The organism is Streptomyces subrutilus (genome assembly GCF_008704535.1).
GTDB lineage: Bacteria > Actinomycetota > Actinomycetes > Streptomycetales > Streptomycetaceae > Streptomyces > Streptomyces subrutilus.
In genome coordinates, this window is sequence record NZ_CP023701.1 from 632,890 (window position 1) to 647,192 (window position 14,303).

The 14,303-nt window shown below is 74.1% G+C and carries 13 protein-coding genes and 2 pseudogenes; 1 reads left to right on the forward strand and 14 read right to left on the reverse strand.

Translation table 11 applies throughout. The features are described from left to right. Positions 1 to 72: 72 nt before the first annotated feature. From CP968_RS35645 to CP968_RS02760, 9 genes are all read right to left on the reverse strand, one after another. Positions 73 to 183, reverse strand: coding sequence for a DUF6893 family small protein (locus tag CP968_RS35645; protein WP_373303971.1), 111 nt, complete (start codon positions 181 to 183; stop codon positions 73 to 75). Then, positions 180 to 713 carry a hydrogenase maturation protease gene (locus CP968_RS02725; RefSeq protein WP_150516452.1) on the reverse strand — a complete coding sequence of 178 codons (534 nt, stop codon included), beginning with the start codon at positions 711 to 713 and terminating at the stop codon, positions 180 to 182. The genes CP968_RS35645 and CP968_RS02725 overlap by 4 nt, the downstream gene beginning before the upstream one ends. Then, complete coding sequence (locus CP968_RS02730; RefSeq protein ID WP_150516453.1) at positions 710 to 2,239, reverse strand: hypothetical protein; 1,530 nt, start codon at positions 2,237 to 2,239, stop codon at positions 710 to 712. The genes CP968_RS02725 and CP968_RS02730 overlap by 4 nt, the downstream gene beginning before the upstream one ends. Further along, positions 2,236 to 2,937, reverse strand: a complete 702-nt coding sequence (locus tag CP968_RS02735; RefSeq protein ID WP_150516454.1) for a DUF6084 family protein — start codon at positions 2,935 to 2,937, stop codon at positions 2,236 to 2,238. Before CP968_RS02735 ends, CP968_RS02730 begins: the two co-directional genes overlap by 4 nt. Then, positions 2,934 to 3,617, reverse strand: a complete 684-nt coding sequence (locus tag CP968_RS02740; RefSeq protein ID WP_229885815.1) for a DUF5947 family protein — start codon at positions 3,615 to 3,617, stop codon at positions 2,934 to 2,936. The genes CP968_RS02735 and CP968_RS02740 overlap by 4 nt, the downstream gene beginning before the upstream one ends. A gap of 17 nt (positions 3,618 to 3,634) precedes the next feature. Next, entirely contained in the window at positions 3,635 to 4,159 is a 525-nt protein-coding gene (locus CP968_RS02745; protein ID WP_150516455.1) for a hypothetical protein, read from the reverse strand. After that, the gene (locus CP968_RS02750; RefSeq protein WP_150516456.1) at positions 4,156 to 5,940 is read right to left on the reverse strand and encodes a nickel-dependent hydrogenase large subunit; all 1,785 of its coding nucleotides are present in this window, start codon (positions 5,938 to 5,940) and stop codon (positions 4,156 to 4,158) included. The genes CP968_RS02745 and CP968_RS02750 overlap by 4 nt, the downstream gene beginning before the upstream one ends. 108 nt (positions 5,941 to 6,048) lie before the next feature. Further along, positions 6,049 to 7,104: an NADH-quinone oxidoreductase subunit B family protein gene (locus CP968_RS02755; protein ID WP_150516457.1), complete on the reverse strand. Its 1,056-nt coding sequence runs from the start codon at positions 7,102 to 7,104 to the stop codon at positions 6,049 to 6,051. A 517-nt stretch (positions 7,105 to 7,621) separates the two neighbouring features. After that, positions 7,622 to 9,109, reverse strand: coding sequence for an MFS transporter (locus CP968_RS02760; RefSeq protein WP_150516458.1), 1,488 nt, complete (start codon positions 9,107 to 9,109; stop codon positions 7,622 to 7,624). A 117-nt stretch (positions 9,110 to 9,226) separates the two neighbouring features. On the opposite strand from CP968_RS02760, the gene CP968_RS02765 reads away from it, so the two are divergent. Further along, positions 9,227 to 9,739 carry a MarR family winged helix-turn-helix transcriptional regulator gene (locus CP968_RS02765; RefSeq protein ID WP_150516459.1) on the forward strand — a complete coding sequence of 171 codons (513 nt, stop codon included), beginning with the start codon at positions 9,227 to 9,229 and terminating at the stop codon, positions 9,737 to 9,739. A 56-nt stretch (positions 9,740 to 9,795) separates the two neighbouring features. Here the strand turns inward: CP968_RS02765 and CP968_RS35650 are convergent. The 5 genes and pseudogenes from CP968_RS35650 to CP968_RS02790 all read right to left on the reverse strand — a co-directional run. Next, positions 9,796 to 10,146, reverse strand: a pseudogene (locus CP968_RS35650) (RICIN domain-containing protein); the annotation flags it as partial. A 55-nt stretch (positions 10,147 to 10,201) separates the two neighbouring features. Next, positions 10,202 to 10,588, reverse strand: a pseudogene (locus CP968_RS35655) (discoidin domain-containing protein); the annotation flags it as partial. A gap of 84 nt (positions 10,589 to 10,672) precedes the next feature. After that, the gene (locus CP968_RS02780; RefSeq protein ID WP_150516460.1) at positions 10,673 to 12,202 is read right to left on the reverse strand and encodes a pyridoxal phosphate-dependent decarboxylase family protein; all 1,530 of its coding nucleotides are present in this window, start codon (positions 12,200 to 12,202) and stop codon (positions 10,673 to 10,675) included. Beyond that, a complete protein-coding gene (locus tag CP968_RS02785) occupies positions 12,199 to 13,308 on the reverse strand; it encodes an EamA family transporter (protein ID WP_150516461.1) in 1,110 nt (369 codons plus the stop codon). Before CP968_RS02785 ends, CP968_RS02780 begins: the two co-directional genes overlap by 4 nt. A 30-nt stretch (positions 13,309 to 13,338) precedes the next feature. After that, complete coding sequence (locus tag CP968_RS02790; RefSeq protein WP_150516462.1) at positions 13,339 to 14,301, reverse strand: quinone oxidoreductase family protein; 963 nt, start codon at positions 14,299 to 14,301, stop codon at positions 13,339 to 13,341. Positions 14,302 to 14,303 lie beyond the last annotated feature (2 nt).

Consider the following 14,303-nt stretch of genomic DNA (forward strand, 5'->3'; position numbering starts at 1 on the left):
CGCCGACGCGGCCCGGCCCCCGTACGCCGTTCGGGCGCCGGGTGCGCGGGCCGCGCCGCCGTGGGCCGCGGGTCACATCCTGCGCATGCGCAGGTAGCGCCGGACGTCGGGAAGGACCTGCAGCAGGACGGCGACGAGCGCGGCGGCCGTCGCACTGCCGACGAGGGCCTGGGTCTTCTTCATGGGGTACTCCTCAGTTCGCGGCGGGGCAGGTCGTCGCCGTCCCCGCGGGCCGGTTCCCGAAGCAGTTCCAGGAGCATGCGTACGGCCTCCGGCACCGCGGCGGCCACCGGGCCGCTGAGGCCGATGCCCTCCTCGGTGGACGCCGGTTCGCAGCCGATGACGAGGGTCCGCCGCGGCGGTGTGGAGCCGGTGCCCGCGCACAGGGTGCCGAGCAGGGCGAGGACCGCGTCGGGGGACATGTGGTGGCCGTCGAGGACGGCGCCGCCCGGTGCGACCGGACCCGCGCCGTCGGCCTCGATGAGGTAGAGGGTGCCGGGCGCGCCGCCGCGGGCGGTGGCGTCGACCAGCACGAGGGTGTCGTAGCCGTCGAGGAGCTGGTAGGCGAGGTGGACCCCGCGCACCCCGAAGTCCACCACCTCGACCCCGTCGGGCAGCGGCCGCGCGGACAGGGCCCGCACGGCCTCGACGCCGAAGCCGTCGTCGCCGAGGAAGACGTTGCCGATGCCGGCGACCAGGGTGGGGCGGCTCACGCGTCCTCCAGCGGGCTGACCTCGTCGGGCTGGAAGTACAGGAAGCGGCCCTGTTCGCGGCGGATGTCCGCGCCCGGGTCGCCCTCCACGGTGACGGCGAGGTGCACGCCCCCGTCGACGTCGTGCAGGACGGCCTCCACCAGCGCGGCGCGGCCCCGGACGAAGAGGTCCTGGGCATCGGTACGGCGCAGGCCCGGGCGCAGCAGGACGCGGCTGCCGACGCCCACCGGGACCCCCTCGACGCTCACGCGGTCGCGGGCCGGGTCGGCGGTGTCGGCGCGGGCCGGGTCCCACCAGGGGGTGTCGGGCCGGAACACGGCCTCGTCGACTCCGGGTCCGCCCGCTCCGACGGGTCGCGCCGGTCCGGTCGGCGGCGGTGCGGTCGGCGGCGGTGCGGTCAGTGGCGGTGCGGTCAGTGGCGGCGGCGGTGCGGTCGGTTCGCCGAAGAGGGCCGGGCCGTCGAGGACCGGGTCGGGGCCCGTGACGTCCCGCAGGCCGCGGACCGCGCCGTGCAGGCGTTCCAGCACCTCGGGGGGCATGGTGTCGGCGAGCTCGATCACGGCCGCCGCACGGGCGTCCGTACCCCGCGCCTCCCGCTTCTCCTGGTCGGTGAGGGCCGCGGTGCGCAGGGCGAGGATCTCGTCGATCTCCGTGGAGTCGTACATGGCGCCCGCGCTCTCCGGAGCGATGGCGGCGTGGTCCTCCAGGATGATCGGGGAGGAGAGGACCACGTCGCGGCGGCCCGCCTCGCCGGCCAGGACGGGCCAGGTGTGGAGGTTGACGCAGGAGGCCGCGGCCGCCTTGGCCCATTCGGGCGGGTCGGTCATGGACAGGAAGGACCCGGTGTCGAGCCCGAGCAGGAGGTGGGCGGCGACGAGGGAGCGCGGCAGGGCCGCGTCGCGGTCGGCGGGTCCGTCCTCGGGCGTCCACGGGCTGGTGTTCTCCACCACCGCGGTGAGCCGCACCACCCGGTAGGGGCCGTCGAGTTCGGTGGTGCGGAGCCGGACGACGCCCTCGATCTCCTCCGTGCGCCGCACGAGGCGGCCCAGGGTGCGGCCGTCCGGCCCGAGGACGGGCTCGGTCTCCTCGCGGGCGGGCCGGCGGAACGGGAAGACGGCGCCCGCTCCCGCCAGTTCGGCCGCGCGCACGGACAGTTCCACGCGCTCCTCGGCGCCTTCGTCCCAGGGGACCAGCACCCGGTCGTCCAGGTGGAGTTCGGCGACCTCGGTGAAACCGCCGTCGTCCCGGAGCCGTTCGACCGTACGGCGCTGGGCGTGCAGGAAGCGGAGCTCCACGGCGAGGGTGGCGTCGCCCTTGGGTTCCATCAGGATCTCGGTCTGCTGGAGGGCGTGTTCCTCGTGCGCGGGCCCCCACGCGGGCGGCACCAGCACGCCGAACTGCCAGCGCAGCCGGTTCTTGGCGGCCGAGGCCCGGTACGGGTAGAGCACGTAGCCCTCGAAGAGGACCGCGTCCGCCACGTGGCGGGCGGTGTCGAAGCGGGAGCCGGGCGCGGCGGTGGTGGTCATGGCGCGGTCCTCTCGGTGACGCGCGGCGCGGCGCCGAGCCGGAGCGGGTCGGGCTGCGGGGGCCGGAGGGGGGCGGCGGTGTCGAGCAGGGCCCGTACGGTCGCCTCCCACGAGGCGAGCGCGTGCCGCGAGCGGAACGCGAGCAGGTCGGCCATGGTGGCGCGGGGCAGCCGCAGCCAGCCGCAGCCGGGGAAGTGCTGCTCGACCATCTGCTGCCAGACCGGCACGGGCATCCGGAAGGACGCTTCGCGGTCCCAGGGCACGGGCTCGACGTGGAAGCCGCCGGCGCCGGTGAAGGCGGTGCCCGAGAACAGCATCAGCAACGGCACCTCGCCCTCCTCCAGTGCGCTGAAGTAGCGGCTCGCCGCGATGTCCATGTCGTAGGTGCAGGGCACGACCAGGTCGGTCTCGGTCTCCCCGGTGAAGCTGGGCACCATCGCGGTGACGTGCGCGAACTGCACCGGCTGGAGGGTGGTTCCCCAGCGGGAGCGTTCGCCGAAGAGGTCGGCGAGGCCCTCGGCCTCGGCGGGGCCGTAGCCGCGCCGGGCCGGTTCGATGCGGATCTGGCAGCGCAGGGCGAGGGCGTGCACCCGGGCCTGCGGGTCGGCCGTGCGGATCCTGAGCCGGAAGACGAGGGTGGGGCCGGCGGCGTAGGCGTCGGCCCGCACGCCGGTGCAGGTGAACTCGAACTCCGTCATGGGCGCCGGTCCCCCTCGGTCCGCGTCGCCGTCGCGGCGTGCTCCGGAGCCCGACCGGTCCCGGCCGGGACCTTGGCCCGTCGTTCGACCTCGTCGAAGAAGGTCCGCAGCGCGGCCCGCGCCTCGGCCCCGCCGTCGAAGCCCTGCCACAGCAGCCGCATGCGCCCCACCAGCTCGTAGCACACGTCGATCGGCACCAGGTGGCAGGTGGTGTCCCCTTCGGAGCGGTGCAGGAGCAGCGCCTCCACGTCGGGTTTGAGCAGCGCGGCGAGCCGGCCGGAGCCCAGCACGCTCTGCCAGGTCTCCGGATCGAGCTCGCTCTCGGTGGCGCCGGCCGGGCTGGGGTAGAGCGCCACCAGCCGGTCGAGGGCGGCGTTGCGGAAGAAGAAGGCCACGCCCACCGGGATCTGGAGCCGCTCCCAGGCACCGTCGTCGAGCGGGTGCCCGGGGTCCTTGAGGTAGCGGGTCGGGACGGCGCGGTAGCGCCCGGTGGCGGTGCCCGGCCGGTCGAAGAGCAGGGCGCAGGCGGTGCAGGCGCACACCAGCGCGCGCCGGTCCGGCTCGACCAGGTGGCGGTGGCCCTCTTCGGGGACCACGACCCCGCACAGTTCGCAGGTCTCGGGGCGGGCGGGGCGCGGGCCGGTGAAACGGCGCAGCCCGCGCGCGGCGTCCGTACGCACCGGTGTCAGGGGCCCGTTCACCGCACCGGCGCCGGGGTGACGGGGCGGGTGGAGATCTGGAGCAGGGCGGGCTGCGGCGGTTCGGCCGGCGCGAGTTCCACCCGGGTGACCTCGGGGGCGAAGCAGGCCAGGGCGTCCTCGACGCTCCGGCCGGCGCCGTCCGCGGCACTGCCGCAGCCGCAGCCGCCACCGGCGGCCCGCGGGCGGAGCGTCAGTACGCCCGTGGCCTCGTCGAACCCGAGCGGCTCCAGCGGGTCGGCGGCGGCTTCCAGGGCGCGTGCGATGCGCGTGTGCACGTCCTCGGGGTTGAGGTGGTGCAGGGCCAGCAGGCTGGCGACGAGCTCGTCGTCGAGCAGCGGCGCGAGCGCGGCCTCGCCGACGCCGTCCACGACCCGGGCGAGCCCGGCGCCGTAGAAGTCCATGAGGACGCGCACCAGTTCCTCCGCGGCTGCGCACACCTCGCGGTCGCCGGTGGCGGCGAGCCGGTCCAGGACCTCCTCGACCCGCTGTCCGGCCTGCCGGGCGTCCACGGCCGCGCTCATCCGCCCAGTCCGCTCAGGCCGGTGGGGACGTGCATCTGCTTGACCGTCTTGCCCGGGCCGACGTACATGTGGACGCCGCAGGGCAGACAGGGGTCGAAGCTGCGCACGGCGCGCATGATGTCGATGCCCTTGAAGTTCTCCGGGGTGTTCTCCTCGAAGATCGGGGTGTTCTGCACCGCGTCCTCGTAGGGGCCGGGGGTGCCGAAGGTGTCGCGGGTGCTCGCGTTCCACGGGGTGGGCGGGTAGGGGTGGTAGTTGGCGATCTTGCCGTCGCGGATCACCATGTGGTGCGAGAGGACGCCGCGCACCGCCTCGGTGAAACCGACCCCCAGGCCCTCGTCGGGGACATCGAACTTCTCCCAGGTCTGGGTGCGTCCGGCGCGGACCTCTGCGAGGCCCTTCTCGGCGCAGTGCAGCGCGATGGCGGCGGCGTACGCCTGGAAGTAGGTGCGGGCGCGGTTGCGCTCCAGGGCGTTGCTCCACTTCGGGATCTTCCACTCGAAGCGGGTCTCGGGCTTGGTCATGGTGCGCGGCAGGGTGATGACGACGCTGTGGCCCGTGGCCTGGACGTAGTCGGTGTGCACCAGCCCGGACAGCGCGGTGGACCACAGCCGGGCCAGGGGGCCGCCGCCGGTGTCGAGCGCGAGGTGGTCCTTGCCGTCGAACCAGCGCGGCGACATCACCCAGCTGTACTTGTCGTCGAAGTTCCGCTTCTGCGGGGCGGGGATGGTGTGCTGGTTCCACGGGTGGCGCGGGTCGACGGGGTTGCCGAGCGGGTCGTGCGTGACGAACTGCTCCTGTCCCTGCCAGTCGTCGTAGTACGAGCTGCCCAGCAGGATGCGGATGCCGAGGTTGATCTCGGTGAGGTCGTTGGTGACCAGCTTGCCGTCCACCACCACGCCCGGGGTGACGAACATCTTCCGTCCCCAGTCGGTCATGTTGGCGTACGTGAAGTCGCAGTACTCGGGGTCGTTGAGCGCACCCCAGCAGCCGAGCAGCACGCGGCGCCGGCCGACCTCCTCGTACCCGGGCAGGGCCTCGTAGAAGAAGTCGAAGAGGTCGTCGTGGAGCGGGACGACGCGCTTCATGAACTCGCAGTACCGCATGAGGCGGCTCATGTAGTCGGTGAAGAGCTGCACGGAGGCGATGGTGCCGACGCCGCCCGGGTAGAGGGTGGAGGGGTGCACGTGGCGGCCCTCCATCAGGCAGAACATCTCGCGCGTGTAGCGGCTGACCTGGAGGGCCTCGCGGTAGAACTCGCCCTCGATGGGGTTGAGCGAGCGCATGATGTCGGCGATGGTCTTGAAGCCGTGCTCGCCGGCGTGCGGGGCCGCGGTGCGCTCGGCGAGTTCCAGGACGCCCGGGTTGGTCTCGCGGACCATCTTCTCGCAGTAGTCGACCCCGACCAGGTTCTCCTGGAAGATGTTGTGGTCGAACATGTACTCCGCCGACTCGCCGAGGTTGATGATCCACTCGGCGAGGTGGGGCGGCTTCACGCCGTACGCCATGTTCTGGGCGTAGACGGAACAGGTGGCGTGGTTGTCGCCGCAGATCCCGCAGATGCGGCTGGTGATGAAGTGCGCGTCGCGGGGGTCCTTTCCGCGCATGAAGACGCTGTAGCCGCGGAAGACCGACGAGGTGCTGTAGCACTCGGCGACCTTCTTCTGCTTGAAGTCGATCTTCGTGTGGATGCCGAGGCTGCCCACGATCCGGGTGATCGGATCCCAGGCCATCTCCACCAGACCGCTGCCGTCAGCGGCCGCCTTCGTCTTCGGTGCCATCGTCTGTGCCGTGACCCTTCTTCGGTGCTGCGTTCGTGTGCGGGAACGGGTGCGGATGCGGGGTGCGGGTGCGGGGCCGGGGTGCGGAGGGGCGCTCCGCACCCGCGGTCACCAGGGCGGGCGGTAGCCCGTGGTGAGCTTCTCGCCGGTGCGGCGCCACTTGGGCTCCTGGTCCACGGTGTGCAGGGTGATCTCCCGGAGCTTGCGGACCACCGCGCCGTACGCGCCGCTGGCCTTGCTGGACACCTTGGCGCCGGGGGGCTCGTCCATGAACGGCATGAACTTGTCGGGGAAGCCGGGCATCGTGCAGGCGATGCAGATGCCGCCGACGTTCGGACAGCCGCCGATGCCGTTCATCCAGCCGCGCTTGGGGACGTTGCACTTGACGACCGGGCCCCAACAGCCCAGCTTGACGAGGCACTTGGGCGAGTCGTAGGTGTGCGCGAACTGGCCCTGCTCGTAGTAGCCGGCGCGGTCGCAGCCCTCGTGCACGGTCGCACCGAAGAGCCAGGTGGGGCGCAGCTTGTCGTCGAGCGGGATCATCGGGGCCGAACCCGCCGCCTGGTAGAGCAGGTAGGTGAGGGTCTCGGAGAAGTTGTCCGGCTGGATCGGGCAGCCGGGCACGCACACGATCGGGATGCCGGCCTTGGACTTCCAGTCCCAGCCCAGGTAGTCGGGCACGCCCATGGCACCGGTCGGGTTGCCCTCCATGGCGTGGATGCCGCCGTACGTGGCGCAGGTGCCGATGGCGACGACGGCGAGGGCCTTGGGCGCCAGCCGGTCGAGCCACTCGCTGGTGGTGATGGGCTGGCCGGTGGCCGGGTCGTCGCCGAAGCCGCACCAGTAGCCCTCGGGCTTGATGCTCTCGTTGGGGATGGAGCCCTCGACGACCAGCACGAAGGGGTCGATCTCGCCCCGCTCGCCCTTGAAGAACCACTCGATGAAGGTGTCCGCGCCGCCGACCGGACCGCACTCGAAGTCGATCAGCGGCCAGTGCACGGCGATCTTGGGCAGTCCGGGCAGTACGCCCATCACGATCTCTTCGATGCTGGGCTGCATCGCCGCCGTGAGGGAGACGGAGTCGCCGTCGCAGCTCAGCCCGGCGTTGATCCAGAGGATGTGGATCGGGGGGTCTTCTGCCGGGGCCGGCGTTGCTGCGTTCATGGGTTCCTCCTCGGGGAGGGGGTTCGGTTCAGGGAGGTGCGGGAGGGAGCGGGAGCTGCTCGGGAGGGCGCGCGGGAGGGGCCGCGCACGTGCTCTCACCCTTCTTGCTAACAGCCCGGGCCCCGCCGCGCCGCGTCATGTACGGCCATTGCGGTGACGCCGCGGCGTCCCGGGCCGGGGGGCCGGGTGGCTCGCGCGGCCGCGGGGTGCGGCGCGGTCCGGCGGCGGCCGGCTGTCGGCGGCGCTCGCGAGGAGCAGGACGTGCACGTGGTCTCCCAGCGGCGGCCCGGAGCCGCGGCGCCCTGGTGCCCCGGCTGATCGTGACCGGAACATGCCCGGCCGCCTGAGATGGTCGGGCACCGCGGCACGGGTGCGCCCGGCGCCGAGCGGTGGAGTCACTCGAAAGCGCGCGCGAAGGAGGGCCAGTCGGCGCACGACCGCCCCGCGGCCCACGACGGCGGGGCGGCAGGGCGGCGGGGCGGGAGCGGCCGTCGGTGGGGTCACCGCGGCCGGGGTGTCACACGGCGGCTTCCCGGGCGGCGGGGGCGGCCGGGCCCGTGCCGTGCTGCTGGTCCTCGGGCCTGCCCTTCGCGGGGAGCAGGAAGGTGATGGCGAAGAAGGCCGCCAGCAGGCACGCCTGGACCAGCAGGGCGCGCTGGAACCCGCCGGTGAAGTCGCCGGTCTCCGCCCGCGCGAAGAAGACGGAGCCGAAGACGGCGACGCCGAGGGAACCGCCGATGGACTGCACGGCGGACAGGACGCCGGAGGCGGAGCCGATCTCGTCGTCGTCGACGGCGGCGAGGATGAAGCTGAACAGGGCGGCGATGACCAGGCCCGCTCCGACGCCGCACACGGTCACGCCGGGGACCACGTCCCAGACCGAGAACGAGGCCGCGTCGAGCCCGTCGAGCTCGTACCAGAGCAGGGCCGCGCCGGCGAGCTGGACGAGCGGGCCGACCTGGAGGACCTTGCGTCCGATCCGGTCCGCGAGGACGGCGCCGCTGACCGCGCCGCCGATCGCGGTGCCCACGGCGAGCGGCAGGTTGCCCAGACCCGCTTCGCCCGCGGTGAAGTGCCGGCCGATCTGGAGGTAGAGGGTCAGGACGAGCTGGGTGCCGACGAGCCCGCTGAAGAAGAGGGCGATGCCGCCGAGTCCGACCGTGAAGGCGGGCTTGCGCAGCAGCGCCGGGGTCACCAGCGGTTCGCGGCCGGCCGCGGCCGTCCGGCGCTGCTGTACGGCGAAGAGCGCGAAGCCGAGGAGGGAGCCGGCGATGGACAGCCAGGTCCACAGGGGCCAGCCGTCCTCCTGGCCCTGGTTCAGCGGCAGGACCAGCAGGGCGCACGAGACGGCGACGAGGGCCGCGCCGGCCGTGTCCACGTTCACGGTGCGGTCGCCGGGCTTCTTCGGGATGCACCGGGCGGCGACGATCAGGGCGGCGATGCCGATGGGCAGGTTGACGAGGAACACCGAGCGCCAGCCCAGGCCGAAGAAGTCGCCCTCGATGAGGCCGCCGCCGAGGACCGGGCCGATGATGCCGCCGAGGCCGAGGACCGGGCCGAAGATCCCGAACACCTTGGTGAGTTCGGGACCCGAGAAGTTCTCCCGCAGCAGGCCCAGGCCCTGCGGCAGGAGCATCGCGCCCGCGGTGCCCTGGAGCAGGCGGAAGGCGATGAGTGAGCCGATGTCCGGGGCGAGGGCGCACAGCAGCGAGCTGGCGGTGAAGGCGGCCAGACCGATGAGGAACATGCGGCGGCGGCCGTAGCGGTCGCCGAGGCGGCCGCCGAGGACCAGCCCGGCGCCCAGCGTGAGCGCGTAGCCGCCGATCACCCATTGCAGGCCGACGGCTCCGGCCCCGAGGGACTCCTCCAGGGCGGGGCCCGCGACGTTGACGATCGAGGCGTCGAGGAGGTCCATGATCTCGGCGACGAGCATCACCACCAGGATCAGCCACCGCCACCGGTACGGCTCGGTCCTCTCGTCGGTGGTGGGGGACGACTCGGACATCCAGATACCTCCATCGTAAAGTAATTCGGCGATGAAGGTAAATTGTGGGTCGGTAGGTTGTCAACGCGAGCCGCCGACGCGGCCCGCCCGGGTACGAGGGAAAGGTGGCGGGCCGCCATGGAGGAACCGATGGCCGAGGACGTCGCGGCGCAGCGCGAGCGGCTGATGGAAGGGCTGAGGATCTACGGTGGCCACTACACCGAGCTCAGCCGCCGCTTCGCCGCCTGGCTCGGGCTGCACTCCACCGACGCGACCGCCCTCCTGGAGATCGCCGCCGCGGAGGAGCGGGGGGCGCCGCTGTCCCCGGCGCGGCTCAGCGAGCGGATCTCGCTGTCGTCCGGCGCCACGACCGCCCTGCTCAACCGCCTGGAGGCCGGCGGCCACATCGCCCGCAGCCGCGAGCACACCGACCGGCGCGTGGTCACCCTGCGCGGGGGAGCCCACATCCAGGAGCGGGCCGACGAGTTCTTCGGCCCGCTGGCCGTCCGACTGGACGTCGCCACCGCCTCCTACCCGCCGGAGCTGCTGGAACGGTTCGAGTCGTTCGTGGCGGACCTGAACGCGACCATGGACGCGCACCTCGGCGACCTCGCCCGCGAGGAGGCGGCCGGGACCGCGGACGGCGTCTGAGCCCCCGGACGGCGCCGGGTCGCGGCGCCGTCCGGGGGCCGGGCGGGGGGTCGTGGTCAGGGGGTGAAGGTCCAGCGCTGCGCCGGGGTGTCGGCGCAGGGGGTGCGGGTCAGGGGGGTGCCGTTCGCGGTGGCCGAGCCGGCCGGGGCGAGGCATTGGCCCGCGTTGCGCAGCGTGCTCTGGGCGCCCGCCTGCCAGCGCTGGCCGGCGCTGCCGTCGCAGGTGCGGATCGTGACGCGCGGGCTGGTGGCGCCGTCCAGGCAGACGCCTCCGAGACCGGTGAGGCGGTCGTCGGACTCCAGGGTCCAGCGCTGGTTCGGGCCTCCGTGGCAGGAGTGGAGCGTCGGTTCGGTGCCCGGGCTGGTGGCGCTGCGCGGGAGGTCCAGGCAGGTCGCGGAGGCGGCGTTGACGAGGGTGGCGGAGGCCGGGAGCGGGGCGGCCGGTGAGGGTGATCTCCGCGGCGCTGGTCCAGGGCCCCCGGCCGCCGGCTTCGGTCAGGGCCCTGAACCGCAGGTAGCGGCCCGTCTTGGCGGACAGGGCGGCGGTCTTGGCGGCCGCGGTGTCCGCGAAGGCGCCGGTCGCGACGGGCGGGCCCCAGTCGGCGGTGGTGTCCGAGACGTAGACCTCGTAGCCGCCGACCCGGCCGTTGGCCCCGCCGTCCTGCCGGGGCAGGTAGCCGAGGCCGTCGACCGTGTACCGGGCGCCGAGGTCGATCCGGATCTCGTGCGGGAGCGCGGCCGGGGTGCCCGAGGACCAGGCCGTGTGCCACTGCGTGGCCGGGTCGCCGTCGAAGGCGCGGGCGGCGGCGCCGTTCTCGGCTGCGGTCTCCTGGCTGTCGGCGCCCAGCAGCGACCAGCCCGACCGCCGCGCTCCGGCCCGCCGTGCCCCGGTGGTGGTGCGGGGTGCGACGGGCCGGAGGGGGGCCGGGGGCGGCTACATGTGCCGACCGTCCCGGGCCACTTCGCGGGCGGCCGCGGTGATGTCCGCCAGGAGTTCGTCGATCTCGGCCTCGGTGGTGGTCGGGTTGAGGAACACCAGCTTGAGGTGGACCTGCGGTACGCCGTCCAGGCCGGTGATCTTCGTACGGGCGAGCAGGGCCCTGCCCTCGGCCAGGAGCTTGCGGCGCACCGCCGCGTTCCAGGCGCTCTCGTCCGTCACCGGGTCGGCCGCCGAGGGACGGCACCGGAAGATCACCGTGCTCAGCAGCGGCTGCGCCACGAGGTGCAGACCCTCGGTGGCTGCGATGCGGCCGGCGGCGTACCGGGCCTGCGCGTGGCACGCGTCCACCCACGCGCCCATGCCCTCGCGGCCGACCGTCAGCAGCGAGGCCGCGATCTTGAAGGCGTCGGAGCGGCGGGTGGTCTGGAGGGAGGTCCCGAGCAGCGCGGTGTAGCCGGCCGCCTCGTCGTCCGACGGGTTGAGGTAGACCGCCTGCTGGTCGAGGCATTCCATGTCGCGCCGGTCGCGCACCAGCAGCACGCTCGACGAGGCCGGGGTCCAGCCGAACTTGTGCAGGTCGAAGGCGACCGAGTCGGCCCGCCCCAGGCCGTCGAGCAGCGGGGCGAGCGAGGTCGAGAACAGCGCGCCGATGCCGTACGCCGCGTCGACGTGGAGCCAGATGCGGTACTCGGCCGCCAGGTCGGCCAGTTCGGGCAGCGGGTCGAAGGAGCCGTGGTCCGTGGTGCCCGCGGTCGCGACGAGGGCCACCGCGACCTCGTCGGGGCCGAAGCCGTCGAGCAGCCGCCTGGCCTCCTCGGGGAGCATCCGGCCCCGCTCGTCCACCGGCACGATGAGCACGGCGTCGCGGCCGAGGCCGAGGAAGCCGGCGGCGCGGGCGATCGAGAAGTGGGCGGCGGCCGAGCAGAGGATGCGCGGGCGTATCCGCCGCCCGGTCAGCCCGGCCTGGGACACCGCGCCCGAGTCCGGGCCCGTCGAGTCCGCTTCGCGCAGGGCGCGGTCCCTGCTGAACAGCAGCCCCATCAGGTTGGAGATGCTGCCGCCGGGCGTCAGCGTGCCCGAGGCCGCTTCGCCGAAGCCGACCCACGAGGCCATCTCGGCGATCAGCCGCCGCTCCAGCTCCAGCGCGAAGGGGCCGCTCTCCCAGGCGTGCAGCGACTGGTTGAGGGTGGCGGCCAGCAGTTCGGCCGCCACCGAGGCGGCCGTGGGCGCGCACTGCATGCGGGCCACGGCCGACGGGTGCGTCAGGTCGACGGCCCACGTCGCGTACGCCCCGAAGAGGTCCGCCACCCGCTGGGCGCTGGGCTCCTCCGCGAGGAACCGGCTCCCTCCCAGCGCTTCGCGCACCGCGGCCACCGCCGCCTCCGGCCCGCCGGGCGCGACCGGTCCGCCCCGCTTGAGCGCGGCGTCGCCGAGGGCCCCGAAGGCCGTGTCCAGGAGGGTCCTGAGCTGTTCGAGGCCTTCCGGACGGCCCGCCAGCGCTGCGTTCCTGCCTGTGTCGATCATGAGGTTTCGGTTCCTTGGGTGGAGGGGGCGGAGGTGGGGACGGACGGGGTCGCGGCGGGCGGGACGACCACGGCGACGGGCCCGGTGCCGGGCGCCGCACCGGGCACCGGGACGGGAGCGCCGGGGCCCGGGACGGCCGCGTCCGGGAGCGCTGCGGGCGCCTCGCGGGGCGGCCGGGTGCTGCGGATGACGCCCATCGACGCCACCACGACCGCGGCCAGCCCCAGCACCTGCGCCGCCGAGAGGGTCTCGCGCAGGACGAGCAGGGCCACCAGGGCGCCGATCGCGGGCTCCAGGCTCAGCAGCACCCCGAAGACCAGGGCCGACACCCGGCGCAGCGTCTCCATCTCGCAGGTGTACGGGATGAGCGAGGACAGCATCGCGACGCCGAAGCCGAAGGCCAGCACCTCCGGCCGGGCCAGCGCCTCCCCGCCCTCCGCCAGCCCGGCCGGCAGGGAGCACACCGTGCCGAAGGCCATGGCGAGGGCGAGGCCGCCGCCGCCGGGCAGCACCGCTCCGACCCGGGCCGACAGCGGGACGTACGAACCCCAGAAGACGGCGCAGGCGCAGGCGATCAGCAGGCCGGTCAGGCCGGCCGCACCGCCCTGCCAGCCGAGCAGGCCGATGCCCGACGCCGCCAGCACGATCCACAGCCGGTCCCGGGCCCGCCGCGAGGACAGCGCCGCGACGGCGAGCGGGCCGGCCATGCCCACGGTCAGGGCCACGCCGACCGGCATCCGGGCCATGGCGAGGTAGAAGCAGATGTTCATGCCGGCGATGGCCACGCCGAGCGCCGCGACCGCGCCCGCCGTGCGGCGGTCCAGCCGCACCGAGGGCCGCCACCACAGCAGCAGGACGACCGCCGCGAAGCCGAGGCGCATCACGGTCATCGACGCCGGGCCGACGGTGCCGAACAGGTGCTTGGCGAAGGCCGCGCCCAGTTGCGTGGTCACCATCCCGATGAGCATGAGCAGGGGCGCCGGTACCACGCCGATCCCGCCGGCCCCTCTCCCTCCCCTGTTCGCCGTGGTCCCCGCGCCCGCCGTGGCGGCCGGCGCTCCCGCCGGTGTTCCCTGCGCCGTGCCGGACCTCGTGTCCACCTTCATGGCGTCCTCCCGCGTTCCTTGTCGTCTACGTCACGGCGTGAGCAGGACCTTGCCCGTGGTCGCGCGGCCTTCCAGCAGTGCGTGCGCGCGCGCCGCCTCGGCGAGCGGCAGTTCCGCCCGTACGTCGGGGCGCACGACCCCCCGGGCCACGTACGCGAAGAGCTCGGCGGCCGCGGCCCGCAGGGAGTCCGCGTCCGGCACGTGGTCGGCGAGGGTGGGGCGGGTCAGGTGGAGCGATCCGGACGTGCGCAGCAGCTCCAGGTCGAAGGGGGGTACGGGCCCGCTGGACAGACCGCAGACCACGAGCGTGCCGCGGCGGCGCAGGGCCTGCAGACTGGTCGCGAAGGTGGCCGCGCCGACGGAGTCGTAGACCACGTGGGCGCCCTGTCCGCCGGTGAGGTCGCGCACCGCGTCCGCGAAGTCCTCGTAGCCGACGGCGTGGTGGGCGCCGGCCGCGAGGGCGACCTGCTGCTTCTCCTTGCCGGAGGCGACGGCGACGACGGTCGCGCCGCGGTGTGCGGCCAGTTGCACCAGGGTCCGGCCCAGGCCGCCGGCCGCCGCGAGCACGACGACGCTCTCGCCGGGCGCCACGGGGTGCGTGGTGTGGCTCAGGTAGTGGGCGGCGAGCCCCTGGAGCAGGACCGCCGCCGCGTCCTGGAGGGACACGGAGTCGGGGACGGGCACCAGTTTGCCGGCCGGTACGGCCGTGTACTCGGCGTAGGCACCGAGCTGGGTGGCGTACGCGACGCGGTCGCCCGGCGCGATGCCCTCGACGCCCTCGCCCACGGCCGTGACGACGCCGGCGGCCTCCTGGCCGGGGACGAGCGGATAGGCGGCCGGGTAGGTGCCGTTGCGGTAGTAGACGTCGATGAAGTTGAGGCCGACCGCCTCGTTGCGGACGACGGCGTGGCCGGGGAGGGCCGTCGGCTCGGGGATCTCGGTGAGGGTGAGCGCGGCGGGGCCGCCGGGCTGGGTGACGTGGAGGGCTCGCACGG